We start from the raw sequence: 22,519 nt of genomic DNA, 5'->3' as shown, positions 1-22,519 counted from the left end.
CTAAAGTAGTTATAATGAATGCGTTTACAACTATTTTGTACCGATATTCGGAACTTGAGTTTTGAAATTTAAAAAAATCTTAACATATTTTATAATTGCTGAAAAGTATAAATTTAAAATTTTGAGAAAGAATATTTTTTTTGAAATTTTCATTCAAATTAAACTTGTTTTTGTTTATTGTTTAAATATAATTATAATAATCCGTTATTTAAAACTTATATACCGAATTACGAAACTTCAGGGAGATGGTTTTTATGCTGAATTTAAAAGAGAATGTACAGATAAGACCTTTGAGCGATTCTGCACTAGTTATACATGTAGGTGAAGGAATCAGTGAGGCCATTCACAATAAAGTTAAAAATATATTAAATTTATTAGAGAGAAATCCATTTGAAGGATTCATCGAGGTTGTGCCTGCCTATAATAATGTGACAGTTTATTACAATCCGATTGAAGTATACTTTTCAAATATAGAAAAAGGAGGCGAAATGCCTTACGAAAAGGTGAAAGCAACAATTCTTTCTTTAATGAACCAATCTCATATAGTTGAAACAACGAAGGAACGTGTCGTAAAAATCCCTGTAGTATATGGTGGTGAAATGGGACCCGATCTAGAATTTGTAGCCTCTTATCATGGTTTAACACCTAATGAAGTCATTAAAATTCACTCTTCTGTAGAATATCTTGTTTACATGATAGGCTTTGCTCCAGGTTTTCCGTTTTTGGGAGGTATGGACAAACAAATTGCAACACCTCGTAAAGAAACTCCACGGTTATCGATTACTCCGGGATCTGTTGGAATTGCGGGCAATCAAACAGGGATTTACCCATTAGAAACCCCAGGTGGATGGCAAATCATCGGACGAACACCTTCTCGTTTGTTTCTACCTGAACAATCTCCTCCAACCTTATTACAACCGGGTGATCGAATTCAGTTTGTACCAATTTCGGTGGAAGAATATAAGAGCGAATGGGAGATGGAAACATGGGCATAAAGGTATTACAGCCAGGTATGCTGGCAACCATTCAAGACCTAGGAAGATATGGGCTACAAAAGTTTGGTGTTATCGTCGGAGGAGCAATGGATTCAATTTCCTTACGAATTGCGAATTTGCTTGTTGGAAATTCGGAAGGAGAAGGCGCTCTTGAGGTGACACTTTATGGAACAACCCTTTTATTTGAAACTGATGAACTCATCGCAATTACAGGTGGCAATTTACAACCTACAATAGACGGAAAAGAAGCACCAATGTGGCGACCACTTTTGATTCAAAAAGGATCTGTTTTAAAATTTAATACTGCGATTAGTGGTTGCCGAGCCTACGTATCGTTTAGTGGCGGAATTCAAGTGCCCGAAGTGATGAACAGTAAAAGCACCTACATACGTGCTGGAATTGGAGGATTTCAAGGAAGAAAATTGCTGAAGAATGATGTCTTTGACTTAGACAGACGCTCAGAGTTAGGAGAGGATCTTTTTAAACAATTAAAAAAAGAATCAACGTACCTTTCTTGGTCAGCTGACTACACATCCTTTGTTACATTTAAAAAAACGCAAACAATCCGCTTTATAAGAGGCTCTGAATATCAGCATTTCGATGAGGAGAGTTTAAAAAAATTCCTTTCAACGCCTTACACCATCACAACACACGCAGATCGAATGGGCTATCGATTAGAAGGAGAGGCTATTCAATTAAAAGAGCCATTTGAATTATTATCCGAAGGGGTTACATTTGGAACGATTCAAGTGCCCGCCAATGGGCAACCTATTGTTTTAATGGCAGATCGTCAAACAACTGGTGGATATCCTAAAATAGGACAAGTGATTTCTGCCGATTTACCATCATTAGCACAAATGCAAGCAAATGGTCGAGTCTATTTTAAAGAGGTCACTCTTGAAGAAGCTCAATTGGCATTAATACATCAAGAAAGAAAACGAAATGAATTAGCATTTGGACTCCGTTTAAAAAGGTTATAGAAGCGTTAGAGGCTATTCAATCGTCAAAAATTCGATTATTTAGATAGTAATATTTTACAAAAATTTAGCAATTTCAGCGCAAAATGGGTAATCTCAAATGACTTTTGAGACTACCCATTTTTTAAAGCTGTTCATACCCCAATTGTTTAGAAATCTCTGCGGTAGCCTTCTTAAGTTTATCGACGAAGATTTCAACGTTTTCCCCTTGATAATTGGTTTCTAGTCCCGCAATACTCATTGCTGCAACGACTTCTCCTTTATGATCGTAAATCGGTGCTGCAACAGCAGATGTATAATTTTCTAATTCTGAATGGCTGATTGTATAACCAAGTTCTCTAGCCTGCACAATCGTTTCAAAAAGCCTTTCCTTATCTGTAATCGTCCCCATTGCAAATGATTTAAGTTCTACCGATTCGAGATATTCCTTTATGTCTGCATCCGGTAAAAAGGATAATACAGCACGAGGGCATGCCCCTGCATAAAGAGGACTTTTTCTACCAATTGCAGTGTAGAGTCGAACTTTTTGCTTCGTATCTATTTTCTCGATATAAACAGCATCATCACCATCACGAACGATTAAATTAATCGCTTCTTTTACATCATTATGTAACTCATTCATAATTGGATCTGCAATTTTTCGCACATCTAGGCGCATTGATACTAGATGTCCAAATTTAAGGAAGAGAATACCTAACCTATATTTTGCATCAGTTCCCTTTTCTAAAAAATCCATTTCCTCGAAAGATTTCAACATGCGGAAAGCAGAGGTTTTAGGGATTCCTGATAACTCAATTACTTCTTGAAATGACAGTTCAGCATGATCGATAAATAGATTTAAAATATCCATTGAACGGACAACCGTTTTATTATTATTTGGCAATTTAAGTTTCCCCCCTTCTATACTAGATTTAATCTAATCATCATTTTTCTTTTCTTAATTTATAATTATACCTAATATCTTACTGTTTTTATATACCCTGGCTCTTCACCAAAACGTGTGATTGATTTCCGTTCCGGCTGGACGCTTTGTAGCTGTCGCTTTGCTTTCGCTACAGATAAAACATTGCCACTGACGCTTCGCTTTCGCGCAGAGCAGAGCTTTCTGGGGGCGTCCGATGAGCCGCTTCGCTTCGCTGCAGGGTCTCGGGCCAACAGATGTTTTTTGCGCGAAAGCGTAGTGCTAACGTAGCGGCAGCAGCACGATGTTTTTTGCGCGAAAGCGTACGGCAGTAGCACCGATGTTGGTCACGAAGGCGTGATCACAGGACGTGATGATTTTAGCCTTCGTTCCTCTATTCGCTAAATCCCCAAGGAGTCGCCCAGCCTCCACTACAATCAACTTACATACAAGGTATACGTTTAACAAAATGTCATCCACAACATTTGGTGATGAGCCTATACCCTGTAAATCAGGTTAGTAAAGGCATAAAAAACAGGAGCAAAGAATGGTTGCTTTGCTTCCATGCTCTTTACCCCTGCTTGTTATTCTTATTTACGCTCTGACGTTTTTCCTTAAATAAAATCACCCCAATCAAACCAACGATGGAGAAGATCACTGGCGTGATGAAACCATAGTAATATCCATCAAATAGATTTCCTGAAGTTGATTGAAAATGATCCAATATATATCCAAAAATGATAGGTAGCAATACAGCACTTAGAAAGCCGCCCGTATTCGCAATCCCTGAAACAATTCCTGATTCTTCAAGTTTAAAAGATTGACGTACAGCTGCAAAGGTTAATGCACTTGCCCCATATCCAAAGCCAATAATAAAGAAAATAATAATTAGAAAGAAAAAGGAAGGATGACCATTACATAAAAGGAAAGAAAACCACCCTAATAAAACAATGATATGAACGACAATATACGGCTTTTTAATTGTTTCTAACCGACTTGAAATCCAACTAGCTAGAGGTGCTCCAATAAGTGCACCGATAAGTCCGATCATAATCAGCTGGCTGGCATCTGAACGAGTCATTTCATACATATTCATCCCATATGGTACTGCCCACGAACTGATAAACCCTACATAACCGCCGACTACGCCAAAATGGCAAAAGAATAGGGCCCATGCTTGCGGATTTGAAAATATTCTTCGTAGTAAAACTGATGTTTTTTCACGTGGCACTTCTTCTGTATCAACTACTTGCTCATCCCCGAAAATTTGTTTTGTTTTTTTTACAAGTACAAAATAAAGGAGAATGCCACATAAACATAATAGTAGTCCTACTGAGAAAAATGTTACCCTCCAACCAAATAAAAGTATCCACGTGGAGTAAGGTACTGTCGCCAATAAAAAACCAAGACTTCCTGTCATGCCCGCCAGGCCAATTAATCGAACAAATTCCTTTGTATGAAACCATTGGGCCAAAATTAGCACCATGTTAACCCATATGGTCGCATCCCCTACCCCAGTTAGTATTCTGGCAAAAAACAGGACGAATTCATGTGTACTTAGACTATAAATAATTGTACCTAAACCTGTAAGAGTAGCACCAATAATTAGAAAAAAATTTGGCCCAAATCGATCAGCTAAAATCCCCATCGGAATTTGCAAACTCGTATATACAAAAAATTGTATACTCGTCAATAACCCAATCGTTGATGCTGTTACATTAAAATCTCGCATCAATTGGTCTGTAATCAGTCCTGGGGCGGTTCGTTGACTCGCCATTAACAAATAAGTAAATAATACAGAAACAAATACAACCCATCTATATTTGCTATTTTGTTTGTCCAAAGATTTCTACTCCTATTAGCTTTTACTCTATATATATGAATTACAGGTAACGTTAAAAACCTATTTTTCAAAGTAGTTTTATATATGAATTTGGTTGAAGATGCTTTTAGTTCTCAATGTTCAATATAAAACTTAAATTCTTTCTGTTTTAATTTTTATTTGCTTTTAATTCATTAAGAAAACTTCCTTATTTAAAAGATTAATTAGAAAACCATCCAACTGGCTTGGCTTTAAAGCTAATATTAACTTGCTTCTGTTCCGAAAATTCATCAAGACCAAAGACTCCTAAACCTCTTCCAACTCCACTTTGTTTATAACCACCCCATGGGGCTTGCACTGTTGCAACATGATAACAATTTACCCATGTGATACCGGCCTTTATTTTGCTGACTACGCGCATTGCTTTCTCCAAATCCTGACAAAAGACAGCACCAGCCAACCCAAATACTGTATCATTTGCTAAAGTAATTGCTTCTTCTTCATCTTTAAATTTTTGAACGACTAAAACAGGACCGAAGATTTCTTCTTGTACAATTCTCATATCCGGTGAAGTGTTGATAAAAATAGTAGGTTCAACAAAAAAGCCGTTTTCAAACCCGTTCGCTACAATTCTATTTCCTCCACAAGCAAGTGTTGCACCTTCCTGTATTCCTATTTCAATATAGCTTAATACCTTTTGCATATGTGCTTCACTCACAAGCGGCCCCATTTCACTTGTAGGTGTATTTCCATGACCAACGACAATCTTTTTTGCACGATCTATCAGTCTTTCGATAAATTGATCGTGAATGCTTTCTTCAATTAAGAGACGGGAAGCTGCTGTGCACACTTGACCACTATTAAAGAAGAGATTAAATAGTGCATTATCTACTGCAATTTCTATGTCATTATCAGCAAATACAATGTTAGGAGATTTTCCTCCTAATTCTAAGGTGATTTTCTTTGTTTGTTCTGCAGCAACACGCATAATATTCTGACCTGTTTTCGTTCCACCAATAAAAGCTACTTTATCTACTAAGTTACTTTCGACCATTTCACTGCCAACAGAACTTCCAGCTCCCATTACTAGATTAGCGACTCCTGCTGGTACACCAGCCTTTTCTATAATTTCAAAGAGTTTAACAGCAGTAATCGGTGTAACTTCTGATGGTTTTAGTATAAAAGTATTGCCAGCCGCTAACGCCGGAGCAATCTGCCATGCCGCCATAAGGAGGGGGAAATTCCATGGAACAATAAGACTACACACGCCGATGGGTTCACGAATGACGATTGTTTGAACTGAATCGCCTACATTATATATTTCGCCTTCTGATTGAGTAATAAGACTTGCATAGTATCGGAAACACTCAATCGCATTTTGAACATCTGTTTTTGCAGCAAGTAACATTTTCCCACTATTCAATGTTTCTAGCATTGCTAAATCATCTGCCTCTTCTTCCAACAGATTTGCGATTTTATGCAAATACTTTGCACGAGTTTTAAAAGGGAGTTGTGACCAAATTCCACTATTGAAAGTACTACGTGCTACTGAGATTGCATATTGTGCATCCTCAGCAGTACCTTCAGCTACTACTGCGATTAGCTCACCATTTGCAGGATTTTTCACTTCTCTTTTTTCTTTAGAAGTTGAAGTAATCCATTTACCATCAATATACATCCTAAGTTCCAACATTTATCTCTTCTCCTTTTCGCCAGTCGATATAGGAAACGATGATACTTACTAGGAAGCTCTTATATTCTGATTTGATCCTACGGCAATAATTTGATTTTCACTAACCTCTCTATTTAGAAAGTCAATATCAGCACGACGTTATTTCATTCTTTTAACTCAATTTCTAAACAGCAAAACAAGGAGGACTCCGGTATTGCATGAATGTTCTGTCAACATAACATTTGTTAGGTTTAACTTTTAAAATTTCCTAACACAAAAATCTTGTTAAAACATTCTTTTCAAGTTATACGAAATGTTATGCTAAGCTTTTACTAGAGCTTCATTTTTGTATAAAATTTGTCCATCTATAATCGTCATCTCTACTTTTAAATCTTTTATACTATTATTGTTTTGACTGAGAATACTATTATCTAATACTACTAAATCTGCTAATTTCCCTACCTCTAAGCTACCTTTAATATCTTCTTCGAAACTCGCATATGCTCCATTGATCGTATATATTTTTATAGCTTCCAATATTGTAACTTTTTGATTCACTCCAATTTCAGAATTACTGCTACTTATTCGATTGACTGCTGTATGAATGCCTATTAGAGGATTATAATCCGTAACTGGTGCATCAGAACCACCTGCACATATAATACCTTTATCAATAAAGTCACGTACTGGATACATATAATTAACTCTTTCCCCATAATTCTTCACATAAATATCTCCAAATTCAAACGGGAAAGGTGGATTTGGAATTGGAATTACACCAAGGTTCTTCATTCTATCTTGTAAATCTGGTGTAGAAATTCCCGCATGCTCAATTCGATGGCGATGATCTTCTCTTGGATGCTCATTAAGCGCTTTTTCTACACAATTCAAATACATTTCAATTGCTCGATCCCCCTGAGCATGTACAGTTATTTGATAGCCTTTTTTATGAGCTTCACCTAATACACGATAGATTTCATCTTCACTATAGTAAAGAATTCCATGATCATTTGGATTACTTGTATATGGCTCTCTTGTTGCAATAGTAGGACCTGTACTACTTCCATCCGTAAATATTTTAGCTGGACCAATTTTAAAGCGTTCATCACCCGTACCTGTTAGTACCCCTGCAGATAGCATTTCCCCTACAAATTCATGTGAATTATTTAAAGTACAAATGATTGCATAAACACGAACAGCAATATCCTTATTTTTTACTGCTTCCTGTAACAGACGATAAGTATCTGTATCAAAAACACCCGCTTCATGGACACTAGTAATACCGGCTTGAACAAAATGATCAGAGGCTATTTTCATCGCTTGTCTTAACTCACCCTCTGAATATTTAGCAATTTCATTCATTCGCATATTCGCTTTTTCTATTAATTTACCTGTTAATGCACCATTAGCATCTCGCTCAATTACTCCCCCATCAGGATTGCTTGTATAAGCATCAATTTCGGCTAATTCTAATGCTTTACTGTTTACAATGGAAATATGACCACAAGTACGAGTAATCATAATCGGATGTTCTGAAGAAATTTCATCTAGCTCCTTAATAGATAAGTAACGATTTTCTTTTATTGTCGTTTCATTAAAGCCCCACGCTCGAATCCATTGACCTTTAGGAACAGTTTGAACTTTTTTTCGTAATTCCAGTTTTATGTCCTCATTTGAAGTAATATTTTGAGCCTTGCAACTGATAGCTAGTTGGTTTAATCCATACATAACTAAATGAATATGAGCATCTATAAACCCTGGTAGCAATGATTTTCCGCACAAATCAATAACTTCTGTTTTACTGTCTATCAGTTGCTGTACCTCTAAGGTAGAACCTACAAAAATAATACGATTTTCCTTAACTGCAACAGCTTCTTCAATTCGAGAATCCGCATCCATTGTAATCACTTCACCATTTATAAATACTAAATCTGCTTTCATTTGTTACATCCTCCTTCGACTCTTTGAAGGTAAAGCTTAGATAAAGTCATTAAAACAATCCTTAAACCGCACAAATGGAAAATTATATTTTTTTACAAACATTGTATAAAGGGTATTGACGATCATAAGCAAAAAGAATGTAGTCAAATCCATTGTTTAATCGAGATTGTCTACAGTCTGAGCTAGTTAAAGTAAATCCCTTATACATTCACCACTTATTAACAACCGTAACACCCATATTTGCATAAGTCCCCATGGATTCAATTACACTTCCCGCTTCTTCTATAGATATTGTTTGAGTTACTAAATCTTTAGGACTTAATATCCCATTTTCAATCATTCGTAACATTTGAGGAAATCTTGGTGCTTGCATACCATAAGAGCCAACAATCTGTATTTCATTAATGACCATAAGATCAATAGGAACAGGGATCATTCCTTTTTCATTACTGGTCGTTAATCCTATTTGTAAATGGCGTCCTCTTTTAGCTAAACTATTTATAGCTGATTGACAAGTTTCAGTTATTCCAAGAGCATCCACTGACACATGTGCCCCGCCTTTTGTTAATTCTTTAATCAACTCAGCAGCATTTTCTTTTTTGGAATTGACTGTGGCTACAGCACCTAATTTCTTTGCAAAAGCTAATTTTTCATCATTAATATCAACTGCAATAGCATGTGCTCCTAGGGCTGTAATGATTTGAATTGCAGAAAGGCCAACTCCCCCACAACCATGAACAGCAACCCATTCACCCGGTCTTACCTGTGCTTGATCAGTAACCCCGTGAAATGCCGTCATAAATCGACATCCTATACCAGCTGCCTCGACAAAGTCAATATTTTCCGGTAAAATCACTAGATTGGTATCAGCATTAGGGATATGAACAAATTTTCCGTATCCACCCCACATGGTGATACCAGGTAGCGTAATGTTATCGCAAACATTATGGTGTCCAGCTTGACACATAGGACATGTGCCATCACCTTGAGTAAATGGAACAATTACTCTGTCACCTTTCTTAAATCTTCTAACATCTTTCCCAACATCTTCTATGACACCGCAAAACTCATGTCCCATTATATGAGGAAGAGGAGTCTCAACTCCTAGCCAATTCCAATGCCCTAACCAGCTGTGCCAATCACTTCTGCAAACTCCGTTAGCTTCAACACGAACAATTACTCCATCCGCTGTGTTGGTTGGATCCGGCATATTTCTAACAACTAACGGCTTGCCGATTTCTTCTAAGACAAGTGCTCTCATAAAATCCCCGCCTTTTATGTTTTCTTTACTTTAACAGAAATCAGAAATTTCTGTTAACTCTCGTATAGTTAAAATAAGAGAGTATTTTCTTTTACATTATGTCCATTGTGAAATCAAAGAGAACAGTTTATCAAGTTTAATGTTACTTTCACTTATTCATAGACTTACTGATGCAGCAACCAAGTCTAAATATACTTGTAGTAGTGCCACCTCTCTTCCCTCACATTGAATCTTACTGCTATCCTAAAACAACAAACTATTAGCTGGTTAGTTCAAAATAACATCAATCTTTAGAAAACAGCCGAAAATTTATCACAAAGATTTTCCATTCATTACTGTTACTCGAATTATTTTCTTAATTAAAGTACTACCATCCTCACGTCTCAAAAAAATCAGGGCAGTTCGATACAGAACAGACAAGTACCTCATTCGTACCACTTTTATTTGTGGAGAAAATTTGTAGAAACGTTTCATTTTATATCCTTTTCTAACGAATTCGCAAAAAGGAAAAGCGCCTCAAACCCTTGATGTTAAGGATTTGAGGCGCTTTTCATTTGGTTCAAACTTTTTCTATCTGAACCTTGATACGCCGTAGGTGAAATGGAGTAGTAGAGTATATCTATTCTATTAATTACATTAGTAGCTTTGTAAAAAAATCTAAGAGAAAAGATCGACTTTTTGTTTACACAGTCTTTATTAAGCTTTAAACATATCTACATACTAGTTCAACATCCCTTTTCTAAAATATAGTTGAATACATATTTTAAGATAGGAGATGGAGAAAATGAGTAAAAAATTATTAATAGGTGCAGGGTTGGCATTATCATTGTTATTCACCCCGTTCAATCAAGCGTTTGCAGAAAAACCAACAGTAGGCGAAAGAAAACAGGTAGAAAATGTAGCACACCGTGGTGCAGCAGGTTATGCACCTGAAAATACGATTGCTGCTTATGATTTAGCAGTTGATATGAAAGCCGATTATATTGAAATAGACGTTCAAAGAAGTAAAGATGGGGAATTAGTATCGATTCATGATACAACAGTAGATCGTACAACAGATGGAACAGGAAAAGTAGGGGATTTAACACTTGAACAGCTTAAAAGTCTTGATGCAGGTAGTTGGAAAGGGGAACAATTTACAGGAGAACAAATTCCAACATTTGAAGAGATTCTTGATCGTTACCATGGGAAGGTTGGAATTTTAATAGAATTAAAAGCTCCTGAGTATTACCCTGGTATTGAACAACAAGTGGCAGATTTAATAAAAGAACGAAATCTCGATAAACCACAAAATAAAAAAATCATCATTCAATCTTTTAACTTTGAGTCAATGAAAAAAATGAATCAGCTTCTTCCTCAAGTTCAAATTGGTGTATTAACTTCTAATCGTGCACATACAACTATGGATGCTTTAAAAGAATTTTCTACCTATGCGGATTGGTTTAACCCAAGCTATGGAATTGTGACAAAAGAGTTAGTGGATCAAGTTCACTCTAATGGTATGAAAATTGGATCATGGACGGTACGTAGTCAAGAAGCTGCAGACTTTCTATTCGAAATGAAGGTAGATGCAATAATTTCTGATTATCCAGATTATGTAGATCCTAGAAATTAATATATTTGTAGAGAAGTTAAGAAGGAGTAGTTTGGGGCTTATCCTTAGAAAACGGGCATGATGTACTTCATTTAAATCATCATTCAGTTGTTCTGCTTGCCTGATTGCATCGCATAAATGGTTAATTAGGTCACGCTTCTCTCCGTCAGGGGTAAGCTCCCATCCTCCATCAAGAGCGTATGTTTCAGGAGTTACATACAACTGCTTCGCCCATTTTGGCGGCTGCATTTGCCACTCCAAAAGCTGATTTTGAATATCTTGTGGTGCATCTTTAAAAACAATCGGATTATGAAACAAGCCGCGCTCCATACATGCATTCCCTTAGATTTACAACTATATTAAAATACGGAAAATTATTTTGGGAATCCTACACCTGCAAAATGTATATCATTGATTCTTTAATCTATATCTTAAATAAGGCTAGGAAACTCCAATCTAGTCGAGAATATATTGAATGACAACGCATCTCTAAATTCGAGGCAATTGTTTCACCGCAAAGAATAACGAACTTAAAAAACTACGTGCTCGCTCAGAAGCAGATAGCATTAAAAAAGAAGCGTTGGCATTGGCTACGATCTACAATACTTCAACTAATGATGAAGCCAGAATTGAGGACAACGGCTTGATGCAAAAATGATGTTTATTGACCGCCAAAACTTATTAGCAAACCATCCATTATTAAAAAAACTTCCTAAGAATGCCTTAAAACACTTCAATCTAGTTAGTTTAGTTGTATTTTTAACTTCCATCTGTTCTAACCATGTATAAATCACTTCACTCGTTATATCTATCAGATACTCGACTTTAGTATCTCTAATGAAGTACTGAACGATTATACGGTAATCGTATAGGGTTCTCTCACGACATCCACTTACTTCAAGTTGCTTTAAAATTATCAGATAGCGCTTGTTCAATTTTTATATCGTTTCGTTTCACTTGCTGTTTTTTCATTTGAATTACCGGTTGTTCAATTTGGATATCAAATATCCCCTTCTAGTTGAAAGGGTAGCCTTTGAGGCACGAGAGATTAGGATACAGGGAGACACATGTAAGGAACGGCTTGAGTTTCTTGCAGAGGATTTAATATACAAAATACAAAAAACAAGGCTTCATATAGAATACTCTTTCAAGCCACACCAGTATTATCTGAAAAGCTCGTTGATTGGAAGACTCAAAATTTCCAGCAGGTATATGAAGTAGCAAATATGGGGAAAAGTTCAGGTGAGATTAGAAAAAATGCATTAGCACTAACGATGTAACTTTTGCATATCAAGCATGTATAGGTCAACGAACTGGGGAACTAATCATGAATAATGAAGATGTTGATCCAAAGACCGAGTCACAGCGTCTTGTTAACATGCTTTGGTATGGAATAGGAGAAAATATTTAATTAAAGCTATCAAGTACGGTATGTTTATTACCGTAGTGCAATTCACGGGACTATCTATGTAACTTTTAGAGATAAATTGCACCTATTTTAAGTGCTTTTTTGCACCCAATCGTTCAAATAGTGTTGCTTTAAAATAAAGTTTGATCAAAAATTCTTCACAGGCCAGCATTTTACGATAAATAAAAAGAATCCATTTTGAAAAAAGATTGATCAAAATGGATTCTTATCCCTCAAATTTAAGATTGGTTTTTATAAAAAAGATCGATTATTTTCTACCAATAGGCTTTGGATCTACAGGTTTTTCTGGTTGCTCTGGCCCTTCAGGTGTTGGCTCTATTGCTACTGGGAAGGATTTCCGTCTTTTAGAACAAAAGCAGTTTTACTTTCCACACCTGTAGCAGATATAGACTTTATACCATATGTGTATACTTTACTATTATTTGCAAGAGTATCTACATAAATAGTATTACCTTGTGTGTTATAAACCACGTCTACTATATTTTTAACGTCTTCATATGATCCTTCTTTTGTTCCATCAAATCGGTATATTACATATTTCCTTGGTTGAGTACTATTTTCATCTGTAATAGTAAGCTTCATGCCGGAAGACTCTTTACTCAATTTAACATCAGTTGGACATAAAGGTATTGCAGAGCCTTTCCAATAAATTGTAGGTGTTAAAGCTTTATAATTGTATAGTTGCTGATTTAGATAAGAAGCATATCCAAGAGCGTTATTGTTAATACTTCTTAGAGAAAAATGCATTTGTCCTTGAGCATTTTTATTTGCTCTGTTGGCGATTACTTGGCTGATAAGTTCCGTCTTATTATTCCATGCAGTATCGGAATCATTTCCAACTTTATGATTGGCCATGCCAATATATAGATTAACAGGATGGACTTTTGCGTACGTTTGAACTTCTCTTCCCCACCAATCTAATAAAACAGAGTAATTTGCTGCTTTATGATTTCTGGACCAATAGATTTGAGGAGCAATATAATCGATACTTCCATCTTTAATCCACTGTCTTGTATCAGCATAAAGATCATCGTAGTTACTCATTCCATTCGTGTTACTACCAGTAGAATCTTGCCCTTTGTTTCGCCAAATTCCAAACGGAGATATTCCATATTGAACATGAGGTTTAATTGCCTTAATGCTTTCATAAACCTTTTTTACTAATTGATTAACATTATTTCTGCGCCAGTCTTCAATATTATTGAATGAGCCACCATACTTTTTAAAAGTTTGTTGATCTTGAAAAGTCTCTCCTTTTATTTTATAAGGATAGAAATAATCATCCATATGTACAGCGTCGATATCATAGTTGCTTACTAATTCTTCTATGGTTGATAATAAGTAATTTTGAACTTCCGGCAAACCAGGATCTAAATAGTATTGTTTACCGTATTTCACTACCCAATTAGGATTTTTACGGGCTACATTATCGGCAGCAAGATTAGTCAAAGATTGCGAAGGCATAGTGACCCTATATGGGTTTACCCAAGCGTGAAGTTCTAATCCTCGCTTATGTGCTTCATCCAGCATTATTTGCAATGGATCAAAACCCGGATTGGTCCCTTGTGTTTTTCCTGTTATATACGATGACCATGGAGCAAGCTTTGACGGGTACAGTGCATCGTTTAATGGCTTAACCTGAAAAATAACTGTATTAAAGTTATCAGCTTTTAATTTGTCTAAGGTACTTTGAACCCATTGAGTATATTGGGTTTTACTCATGCCTGCCTTCATATCAATATTAGATACTGTTGCAATCCATGCTGCACGCATTTCATTTTGAGGTAGTGAATTAGCTGAAGCCTTTTGATTTGTAAAAACAGGGATAAGTAAAAGTAAAACAAAAAAAGTTACTAAGCACTTTCCAAAAAAATTTTTAAACATAAATAATGAAATCTCTCCTTTTAATTCTCAGCTATTAAAAACCTAGCTGTTACTTTTAACCTAAGTAAATACCCTATCAGCCTATTCTATAAAAGTAGGAACTGATTTAATCCTTCCAAAAAGTGTCTTACAGTAATTAGGTCTGTAGCATTTTGTCGGCAGGACCCTCTATTGGTAATTACAATTGTTTGCGAAGCTCGTTGGAAAATTTTATTCTTGTTTCTTCACTCACTATATAATACCACAAATACCCAACTATTCTCCCTTCTCCGGTAATTTCCATTTATTTAATATTCTTGACGCCAATTTTATGAGAGCGTTGAATAGCAATCATTTGGTCAATTGTTAAGTTCGTTTGATAAAGTGGACCATACGGTGGAAGGATTGGAAGAAATTCTAAGATAAACATCAGGTTTAACATAAATGTCCGTAAGCCCGAAATATAAAAAAAGCGCACCTTCTCGGTACGCACGACGAATGGCCATCTATCCTATTTTTTTCGGATAGATGGCTATTTTGCACATGTGACTTGGATTTTTTTCGACCAAGGCATGTAATTATTTAAAATCTCTGGTTGTTGGTGAATCGGTAAATTTGGCAATTCTGTCATTAACGTCACTAGGTATTGATAGAAATCGATGCCGTTTGCTTTTGCCGTTTCAGCCAAACTTAAACAGATCGCATTTGCTTTAGCGCCTGCTTCACTAACAGAGAAAAGCCAGTTCTTACGACCGATCACATTTGGACGAATCGCATTTTCAGCTGGATTATTATCGATTTCAATTCGACCATCGTATAGAAAAGCCTTTAATCCGTGTACACGATTTAATGTGTATTCGGCTGCTTTTGCGAGCGCATTTTTCCCGAAGAAAGGCGATTCGTCAACCCATTTTAGAAACTTCTCTACAATCGGCTTTGAATGTTTTTGCCTTGCTTTTCGGCGTTTACCTGGTGAAAGATGCTTGAATTGACGTTCTAGGTGATACAGTTGATCACAGTAATCCACGCCAATTTGCCCGTTTTTGCTATTGGCTTTCAGCCAATAACGCCGCACATGCGCCCAACAATTGGCGAACGTGACATCAGGTAGATTACCATATGCCGAATAACCATCACAAATCACGGTTCCTTTAAAGCCTTCTGTAAATTCTACTAGTACAGAACGACTTCTCGATAATGCACTTTGAAAAAGAACGATGATCGGTCCTTGACTTGGCACACTTCGGAACACCCAATTATAGGCGTTCGATTGACCGGATTTTCCGTCTGAACGATTGATTATTTGCGCATAGGTTTCATCCACATGTAGAACAGATTTTGCTGTTAATGTCTGCTTCATCTGTTCATAAATCGGTAGAAGCCAATCTTCAGCTGCACGGATTACCCAGTTTGATAAGTTCTTATCATTCGTAAGCAGGCCATATCGTTCCCACTCCTTTACCTGACGGTAAAGAGGTAAGTATTGGATGAACTTATCATAGATGAGTTTTGCTAGAACGGTAGGTCCCGCAATGCTTCGCTGAATGGCAGCTTGTGAAGCTTTCCCTCGTTTCATTTGTGCCTTTTGTGTGGCATCCATTTTACAGTGCTTGCACTCGTAGGCATGTTCAATATGCTGGATGCGCATCATTTTTGCCGGAATAAATTTTGCTTCTTCACGCGCAATAGTTGTACCGGCTTCGGTCATTTGGCCAAGGCAACAGTCGCATTGTGTATTGGTGGGGTGATGATGAATTTCTTCTATTTCAATTCCTTCATGAAAAGAATCATTCCGTTTTTTCTTATGTAGTTTACGGTTAACAGTGTAAGTAATCGTCGCTGTGCTTTGTTCTTCTGTGTGCTCAGATTCGTTAAAAGACGGATCGTCATCGAATAAAGAGCCTTGTCCGTCTGGTGCTTGATACTTTGATTTTTCCGATTTTGAACCGTACAAAGCCTTGGTTAATTGGCGAACTTGTTCTGTTAACACTTCGATTTGTTTCAATGATTGATCCAACTTCTTTGTCAGTTCATTGTTTTGCTGATTTGAATGAGCCAATTGTTGCTCAAGTAATTGAATGAATCGTTCATTTTGGTCAGAAGATACGTTACCCACTGTATTCACCACATTTCCGTTCAGTATAAGTTATGGATGATTATACCATTTTAATAGGTGAGTTTAAAAGACACCTTTTTCAGATTTCGTAATCGCTTTTGGCTGCTGAAGCGATAAACCTTCTAAAAGCCAGCGAAGTTCCTTTTGTGAAAGGTTACGTACTTCCTTTTCATCTTTTGGCCATTGCAGTTTGCCATTATCTAATCGTTTATAAAGTATGGCGAAGCCATCTCCATCAAAATACAAACATTTATAACGGTCTTTACTCGTTCCAGAAAATAAGAAGATGGAATCACTATATGGATCGAGTTTAAAAGAATCCTGAATGAGTGCTGCGAGACCGTCGATACCTTTACGCATATCGGTCTTACCGCAAATAATGTAGATGTTCTGCACGCTCGTAAAATCTTGCTTCATTGATTATTCAACTCCTTCAGGATCGTTTGGATGATGCGCTCATCTACGCCATTAAAGAAGGAAATTTCAGCACTAGTTGTTTTAATGATGCAGCTCGGCTCAGGAGAGTTTTGTGGTGAAGTTGTTGATGAAGAGTTGTCAGTGATCGGATCTAGTGTCACAGGGACAATTGTCAGTTTGGTAGTTGACATAAAGAAGCACCTCCTCTAATTTGATACATTTATCATCGTACCGGAGGTGCCTGGTTGTTTATATGCGTTATTTGATTACGGGCTTACAAATGTCCAATAAAAAATCATCTCAAAGGATAACTAAAGAGATGATTTTTATCAATCTTTATTATAAACGATCAATCTTTTTTACAAAGCTACAAATAGACGTTTTAATTTTGTTATAAATACAAATATAAAGAGCGTATTTTGAAAAAACTTTGTTCAAAATACGTTCTTATTTAATCGACTATTTTTTTATAAAAGTGTGGTTAATTTCATGCTCCTTATTCATACAGATAGGTAAGCCTTTGAAATTATCGCCAGCTTTTCCCCCTGTTCACACCGTACGTGCGACTTTCACCGCATACAGCGTTCCAACTAATCCAATTCAATTAATCATCAACACTTCTGATATCAAAATACCTTCTATGTCTCAATTCTTCCGTTTCAATAAGTCGGTGCCTCCCTTGGAAGGTGAACCTCTTTTAGTCTCACGAGAACCTTATTAACCGATAAAGATTTGCCAAGCATGATTAAATAATTCTTCATTAGTCTAGTGGCTATCCCTCCACGTTCATTACACGCTTCAACGGTACTGTGCCACCACTTTCACTGATATAAAGTAAAGTTATATAACCGCTAATCTTACGATTATTTTCCTTCGCAACGCTTCAAAGAGAGTAAGCCCTCCACGTTATCAGCTTACAATGTTGAATTATATCTATTATAGAATGAAATTAGGTGCTTCCTGTAAGCCTGTTAGCATTCATACGCCTGTAACGTATCATGGATTTTCATATTAGCTAGTCTTACTCACCCACATCTAACCTCACAATTTGGTGACATACACATTTCTATGTATCGCAGTTATAGGCCCGTACATTCAGAAGTTTGTCAGCTTAACCTTTTCTTTTAGGTTCATTCGCATTCTCACCATATTCATTCAACTCAAGCACCATGATTTACACCACCCCCGCGGGTAGGCTTTCGTCAGCCGAACTGTTACGGTAAATTCTCACGCCTTTTCGCCGAGCTTATAACACTTTCATTCTTACTAAATCAAGTGCTATTCGACTAAGAGAGAACCCTTCCGAGCGTTACCTCTTCATTTGATTCTTCGATATAACCCTTCAATTCCGAAAGGAACTGCCTAGCTTTACCAGAGTAATGTGACCATTCTCCATTTGAGCTAGGAACATTTCGCACAACTAAACTGCACCGTTAGCCTTCCATGTAGCGCAAAACTCAGCACTTCACCACAGAAAATGAAAGATGATTAAGTTCTTTCATGGGAGTTGAATACATTAACTCACATTTTTAAATACATTTATTATTTTTCAAACGACTTTATTGTTTTAAACAACTTTATTATCCGTATAAATAAAAAATAATGGAATATGGGTTGCCCAGAAGTCTGCTCGACTAATTGTATGCGAATAGTTACACTTAACCTTTTTGCGCCTTAGTGTAATAACAGTCACGAAGCGACTTAGTAATACTTTTTCTTGTGTAGAAAATGTGTAGAAACTTTTCATTTTCTATCCTTTTTTAACGTATTTTCAAAAAAGGAAAAGCACGCCAAACCCTTGATATTAAAGGATTTGAAGTGCTTTTCAGTTGGTTCAAACTTGTTCTATCTGAACCTTGATACGTCCCAGGAGGGATTCGAACCCCCGACCGACGGCTTAGCTTACCACTATAGTTTTCACTACTTATATTAGGCACACCAAGCGTTTGAGACGTATTTAATTCGTACTAAGGATTCGGTCAAATTACGTTCTTAGACCGAAAGTATCTTTAGAATCATAATACCATCACTCTCACTATAATGTACATATTCATTCCCAATATAAGCCGTATCGTTTTCCTAAAGCCCTTTCGTGTGCGCGGAGCAGGAACGCTTTATGTTAGTATTTACAACACTAATTTATCGGTAAATACCGCCCCTCCCCCATTAAATTAAAGCCAAAAAAAGAGACAACCAATTGGCTATCCCAAAAATACAACTAGCTGTGTGAATGTAATAGGACTAGTGTAAACAACACTAATGTTCTTTCAAATGGTCTAAAGTATGGGGGCTATCTCTGTTCTTTTTTGTAGCTCTAAGGTGGCTCTAGTGACCTCAACATGACCACTTAAAAGAATGATTTTATTCTCTCGCTATTTCAATTTTATGTACTAAATACATGTCGATAACTAAGAGATTCGAATACTCTTTTCTCAATCTTAGTTCAAGTTAGTTAATCTTTCGAGTCTGAATAACAGTAAATTATGTCCCTCACTAATAGTGCTATTAAAAATAATGCCATCATATCCAGTTGATTAGGTATAATACCCCTAAATATGCGGTAGTTTTTAATGAGAAGCCCAAAAATGACGAAAAAACATACAAAACTCTATAATCTAAGTTCAAAAGAAAAGTTTACATATTTTCAACAAAAGCTATTAGCATGGTCTGCTCATCAAGAGACCATTTTTTCTTTAATTGCGGAGAATGATACGGATTATCACTATGGATATATGGTTGTGAAATAATGCTTTTAGCAACGGGAGCCATATGAATTTTATTAATGACTTCCAATGGTGCCGGGTATTCAAAGTATAAATTCAATCTAGGTTGTGGGTTTTCATTTCTCCATTTGGCAAATCCTTGAGAAAAGCTCTTGTGTTCCGGCATTTTTATCTGTTGAAATATCTCTGTGGGCAATATGTTTTGTGCCAAACTATAAAGACCATGTGCAGGCAAACATAACCGTTTCAATGCTTTACTGAAATCCGCACGCATGTATCCTGAACACACATTCTGCAAGTGCATTCCCATTGCCTTGACATCTTCTTTGTGTAGTGAAAGTAGAAACGCAGCTCCTGAACGCTCCCATTGTGGTTTCTTTGTTCCAACAAATTTTACTGCAGCTTCAAGGGCTTTTGGTAACAGTATTTCATCTCTATACCACATTGCCATCAAGAGATTGCTCATCACAACATAAAATGGGTAACCATTTTTCGTTACACCTAGTTCGGATGGAAGAATGCGCTCCATTGTTTCATTATCCCCGCAAGCCAATGCCTCTAAGGCATTTAAGAAGTTTCGACAATGATCATACCCTCCTTCGCATCCCGGCAGTAAATCATGACGCATTTGCTGGAAGATCAAGTCATTCCATTTTTGCCAGTCTTCATGTAAAAAGCACTCATCCAGCCATACATCGTAGTTGGTTTCTAAGATTCCAAATGACATTGATCTGGTAATCGCTTTTAATACTTCATTATCTTGTACAGTTCCTAGTTTTTTTCTAGTTATAATTTCTTCATAATTTACAATAAGCCGCTCAATATATTGACTTTTCTCCAAATCCATCAGCTTCACAACCCCGATTATTAATTTTTCCGTTACAAAGCAAGAATCATAGTGATTTTCTTTTTCAAATCCTATGAATTTCCCCTGAAATAATTTACCATTTTTATATAACTTTACTATTTTATCTTATTATCTTTATTATGTCTACCACTGTCAATCTCGTAACTTACTCGCTAGTACATATGCTTTTCTTATTACGTCAGTAACCGATGTAGTACTTAACGTTACCAAACGACGCTTTGGGAACTATGTTACACTCTGTTTAAATAAAAGGAGCTGAGAATATGGAATACATTTGGCTTGATGAATCGCCTATTTTACAGCTAATGGATTTGAACAAGCAGTATTAGAAGATGATGACCCATTTGGTGAAGATTAGAGGAGTTAATATTAATGGAAAACACAGTACAAAATGTATATCAGCTAGAGGGAGAAGTACTAAATACAACTTCTCATAAACGTAAAAGAATGAAAGGCAACAAAATAGAAGAAGCTGTACTAGGCACATGCTCTATAAAAAGAGTTTCTGTTTGCTGTGAGTGCCTAAAAATACCCTATACTATTAATATTATGTCATTTTGCTACTTTTGAACGTGTTTTTTGAAAAATAGTTTTAAAATATTAGTTTTATTTTTCTTTAAACCTACATCAACATATTTCTAGATAATTTGAAGCTTGAGTTGAAAACAAAAGCTTGGTGCAAAACGACTGTCTACATCATAGAAACAGCATGAATCTAAGACATAGACAGCCATTATAATTTATAGATACTCTCTCAAATCCTTCGCCACTTCTTCCACATCTAAATCTAGATACTGAGTTGTGACAGCTAAATCTGAATGACCAAGAGCTTTACTGATTAAAGCAACACTAGCTCCCTTGTCATGTAAGTTCTTTGCATAAGCCCTTCTGATAGCGTGTGCATTGATATTCTCAAGTCTATAGCTCTTAGCATACTTAGTAAGTTGTTTAGAAATGGCATTATTGGTTGACTTCGTGTTCAATGTTGTTGCCTTCGAGGATATAAACAAGTTGGCATTACTTTCTCCATAGTGTTCTCTAAGCTTGTCATTACATTGAATTAGTACTCGATATAAATCCATTAATTGGTCATCTATTGGTAACTTCAACACTTGGTGGTTTTTCAATATCGCTCCATCTAGCACAAGAACTTTGTTTCCCCAATCAATATGTCGCTCATTTAACTGCCCTAGTGTATTTATGCGAATCCCTGTCTTGTACATCGTTAAAATAGCAGTTACATCTCTCAGACCAATGAATGTACTTTTGTCAATCAACGAAACTAGAACTGCTATGTCATTAGGCTTTGCTCCCTTTTTAACCTTCTTATCTACCTTCACGTTGATTGATTGCCAAAAGTTTAAGCTCAGCCAACCATTGGTGAAACACTTGCCTAAGAACGATTTCAGAACCTTTAGGCGTGTTAGCTTTGTTTGGTTCACCACCTGCATACTATCAAGCCATGAGTAAATAGTTTCTACTGTGATTTCTTCTAAATAGGTAACTCCTGTACTCTTTGAGAAGTTCATCAGCACTGTATCATAATCTTTGATGGTACGTGGTCTATATCCACTAACCTCCATTTGGCTTATAATAGTTCCCACCGCTTCTGAAAAGAGCTTGTAACGAGCAGCAGTTGACTTCCCCCCTTTAATAGAAGCGGTAAGCTCATTAGTTGTCAGTGTGAAGTCTACATCAAATAATCCCGACTTTTTGGTCATAAAAAAAATCCTCCATTCAATTGAATTGGAAGATAATTTCGGTACTATATTCACGTAATTTCTTAGGGTAATAAAAAAGGGATTCTGCATCAGTGACCGAAGCCCCGACCGAATCCCTAGTTTCTCACAAATCCAATTGTATCAATGGTTTGTGACTGTTTTTAGACGTCCCAGGAGGGATTCGTAAAATTCTCTAGATTGTTGATACTAAAAGATTTG

The 22,519-nt window shown here is 36.4% G+C and carries 16 protein-coding genes; 4 read left to right on the top strand and 12 right to left on the bottom strand.

Annotation, left to right across the window (positions count from 1 at the left end; translation table 11 throughout):
- Window positions 1-254: 254 nt before the first annotated feature.
- Window positions 255-995 carry a 5-oxoprolinase subunit PxpB gene (gene pxpB, locus ACB089_RS06400; protein ID WP_374965720.1) on the top strand — a complete coding sequence of 247 codons (741 nt, stop codon included), beginning with the start codon at window positions 255-257 and terminating at the stop codon, window positions 993-995.
- Window positions 986-1,975, top strand: a complete 990-nt coding sequence (locus ACB089_RS06395) for a biotin-dependent carboxyltransferase family protein (protein WP_374965719.1) — start codon at window positions 986-988, stop codon at window positions 1,973-1,975. The genes pxpB and ACB089_RS06395 overlap by 10 nt, the downstream gene beginning before the upstream one ends.
- A gap of 121 nt (window positions 1,976-2,096) precedes the next feature.
- Here ACB089_RS06395 and ACB089_RS06390 read toward each other — a convergent pair whose 3' ends face one another.
- From ACB089_RS06390 to ACB089_RS06370, 5 genes are all read right to left on the bottom strand, one after another.
- Window positions 2,097-2,855 carry an IclR family transcriptional regulator gene (locus ACB089_RS06390; protein ID WP_374965718.1) on the bottom strand — a complete coding sequence of 253 codons (759 nt, stop codon included), beginning with the start codon at window positions 2,853-2,855 and terminating at the stop codon, window positions 2,097-2,099.
- A gap of 589 nt (window positions 2,856-3,444) precedes the next feature.
- Window positions 3,445-4,716 carry a nitrate/nitrite transporter gene (locus ACB089_RS06385; RefSeq protein ID WP_374965717.1) on the bottom strand — a complete coding sequence of 424 codons (1,272 nt, stop codon included), beginning with the start codon at window positions 4,714-4,716 and terminating at the stop codon, window positions 3,445-3,447.
- 199 nt (window positions 4,717-4,915) lie between these two features.
- Window positions 4,916-6,388 (bottom strand): aldehyde dehydrogenase family protein, encoded by a 1,473-nt coding sequence (locus tag ACB089_RS06380; RefSeq protein ID WP_374965716.1) that lies wholly within the window; start codon window positions 6,386-6,388, stop codon window positions 4,916-4,918.
- A gap of 300 nt (window positions 6,389-6,688) precedes the next feature.
- Window positions 6,689-8,308 (bottom strand): amidohydrolase, encoded by a 1,620-nt coding sequence (locus tag ACB089_RS06375; protein WP_374965715.1) that lies wholly within the window; start codon window positions 8,306-8,308, stop codon window positions 6,689-6,691.
- A gap of 208 nt (window positions 8,309-8,516) precedes the next feature.
- A complete protein-coding gene (locus ACB089_RS06370) occupies window positions 8,517-9,569 on the bottom strand; it encodes a zinc-dependent alcohol dehydrogenase family protein (RefSeq protein ID WP_374965714.1) in 1,053 nt (350 codons plus the stop codon).
- 784 nt (window positions 9,570-10,353) lie between these two features.
- Between ACB089_RS06370 and ACB089_RS06365 the strand changes: the two genes are divergently transcribed.
- The gene (locus ACB089_RS06365; protein WP_374965713.1) at window positions 10,354-11,184 is read left to right on the top strand and encodes a glycerophosphodiester phosphodiesterase; all 831 of its coding nucleotides are present in this window, start codon (window positions 10,354-10,356) and stop codon (window positions 11,182-11,184) included.
- Between the two features lie 1,729 nt (window positions 11,185-12,913).
- Here the strand turns inward: ACB089_RS06365 and ACB089_RS06360 are convergent.
- The 6 genes from ACB089_RS06360 to ACB089_RS06335 all read right to left on the bottom strand — a co-directional run bounded on the left by ACB089_RS06360 (window position 12,914) and on the right by ACB089_RS06335 (window position 20,558).
- Entirely contained in the window at window positions 12,914-14,476 is a 1,563-nt protein-coding gene (locus ACB089_RS06360) for a glycoside hydrolase family 10 protein (protein ID WP_374965712.1), read from the bottom strand.
- A gap of 511 nt (window positions 14,477-14,987) precedes the next feature.
- Complete coding sequence (locus ACB089_RS06355; protein ID WP_374963680.1) at window positions 14,988-16,571, bottom strand: IS66 family transposase; 1,584 nt, start codon at window positions 16,569-16,571, stop codon at window positions 14,988-14,990.
- Window positions 16,572-16,634: 63 nt separating this feature from the next.
- Complete coding sequence (tnpB, locus tag ACB089_RS06350; RefSeq protein WP_374963681.1) at window positions 16,635-16,988, bottom strand: IS66 family insertion sequence element accessory protein TnpB; 354 nt, start codon at window positions 16,986-16,988, stop codon at window positions 16,635-16,637.
- Window positions 16,985-17,179, bottom strand: coding sequence for a hypothetical protein (locus ACB089_RS06345; RefSeq protein WP_068982732.1), 195 nt, complete (start codon window positions 17,177-17,179; stop codon window positions 16,985-16,987). The genes tnpB and ACB089_RS06345 overlap by 4 nt, the downstream gene beginning before the upstream one ends.
- 1,376 nt (window positions 17,180-18,555) lie before the next feature.
- Window positions 18,556-18,735 (bottom strand): hypothetical protein, encoded by a 180-nt coding sequence (locus tag ACB089_RS06340; RefSeq protein WP_374965711.1) that lies wholly within the window; start codon window positions 18,733-18,735, stop codon window positions 18,556-18,558.
- Between the two features lie 887 nt (window positions 18,736-19,622).
- Complete coding sequence (locus ACB089_RS06335) at window positions 19,623-20,558, bottom strand: hypothetical protein (RefSeq protein WP_374965710.1); 936 nt, start codon at window positions 20,556-20,558, stop codon at window positions 19,623-19,625.
- Window positions 20,559-20,951: 393 nt separating this feature from the next.
- On the opposite strand from ACB089_RS06335, the gene ACB089_RS06330 reads away from it, so the two are divergent.
- Window positions 20,952-21,149: a hypothetical protein gene (locus ACB089_RS06330; protein WP_374965709.1), complete on the top strand. Its 198-nt coding sequence runs from the start codon at window positions 20,952-20,954 to the stop codon at window positions 21,147-21,149.
- Between the two features lie 170 nt (window positions 21,150-21,319).
- Here ACB089_RS06330 and ACB089_RS06325 read toward each other — a convergent pair whose 3' ends face one another.
- Entirely contained in the window at window positions 21,320-22,300 is a 981-nt protein-coding gene (locus tag ACB089_RS06325) for a tyrosine-type recombinase/integrase (protein WP_374965708.1), read from the bottom strand.
- Between the last annotated feature and the right edge of the window lie 219 nt (window positions 22,301-22,519).

The organism is Lysinibacillus sp. RS10, assembly GCF_041956855.1.
Classification (GTDB): domain Bacteria; phylum Bacillota; class Bacilli; order Bacillales_A; family Planococcaceae; genus Lysinibacillus; species Lysinibacillus xylanilyticus_A.
Note: the sequence above shows the minus strand (reverse complement) of the source record. Positions and strands in the feature narration are given on the sequence as shown.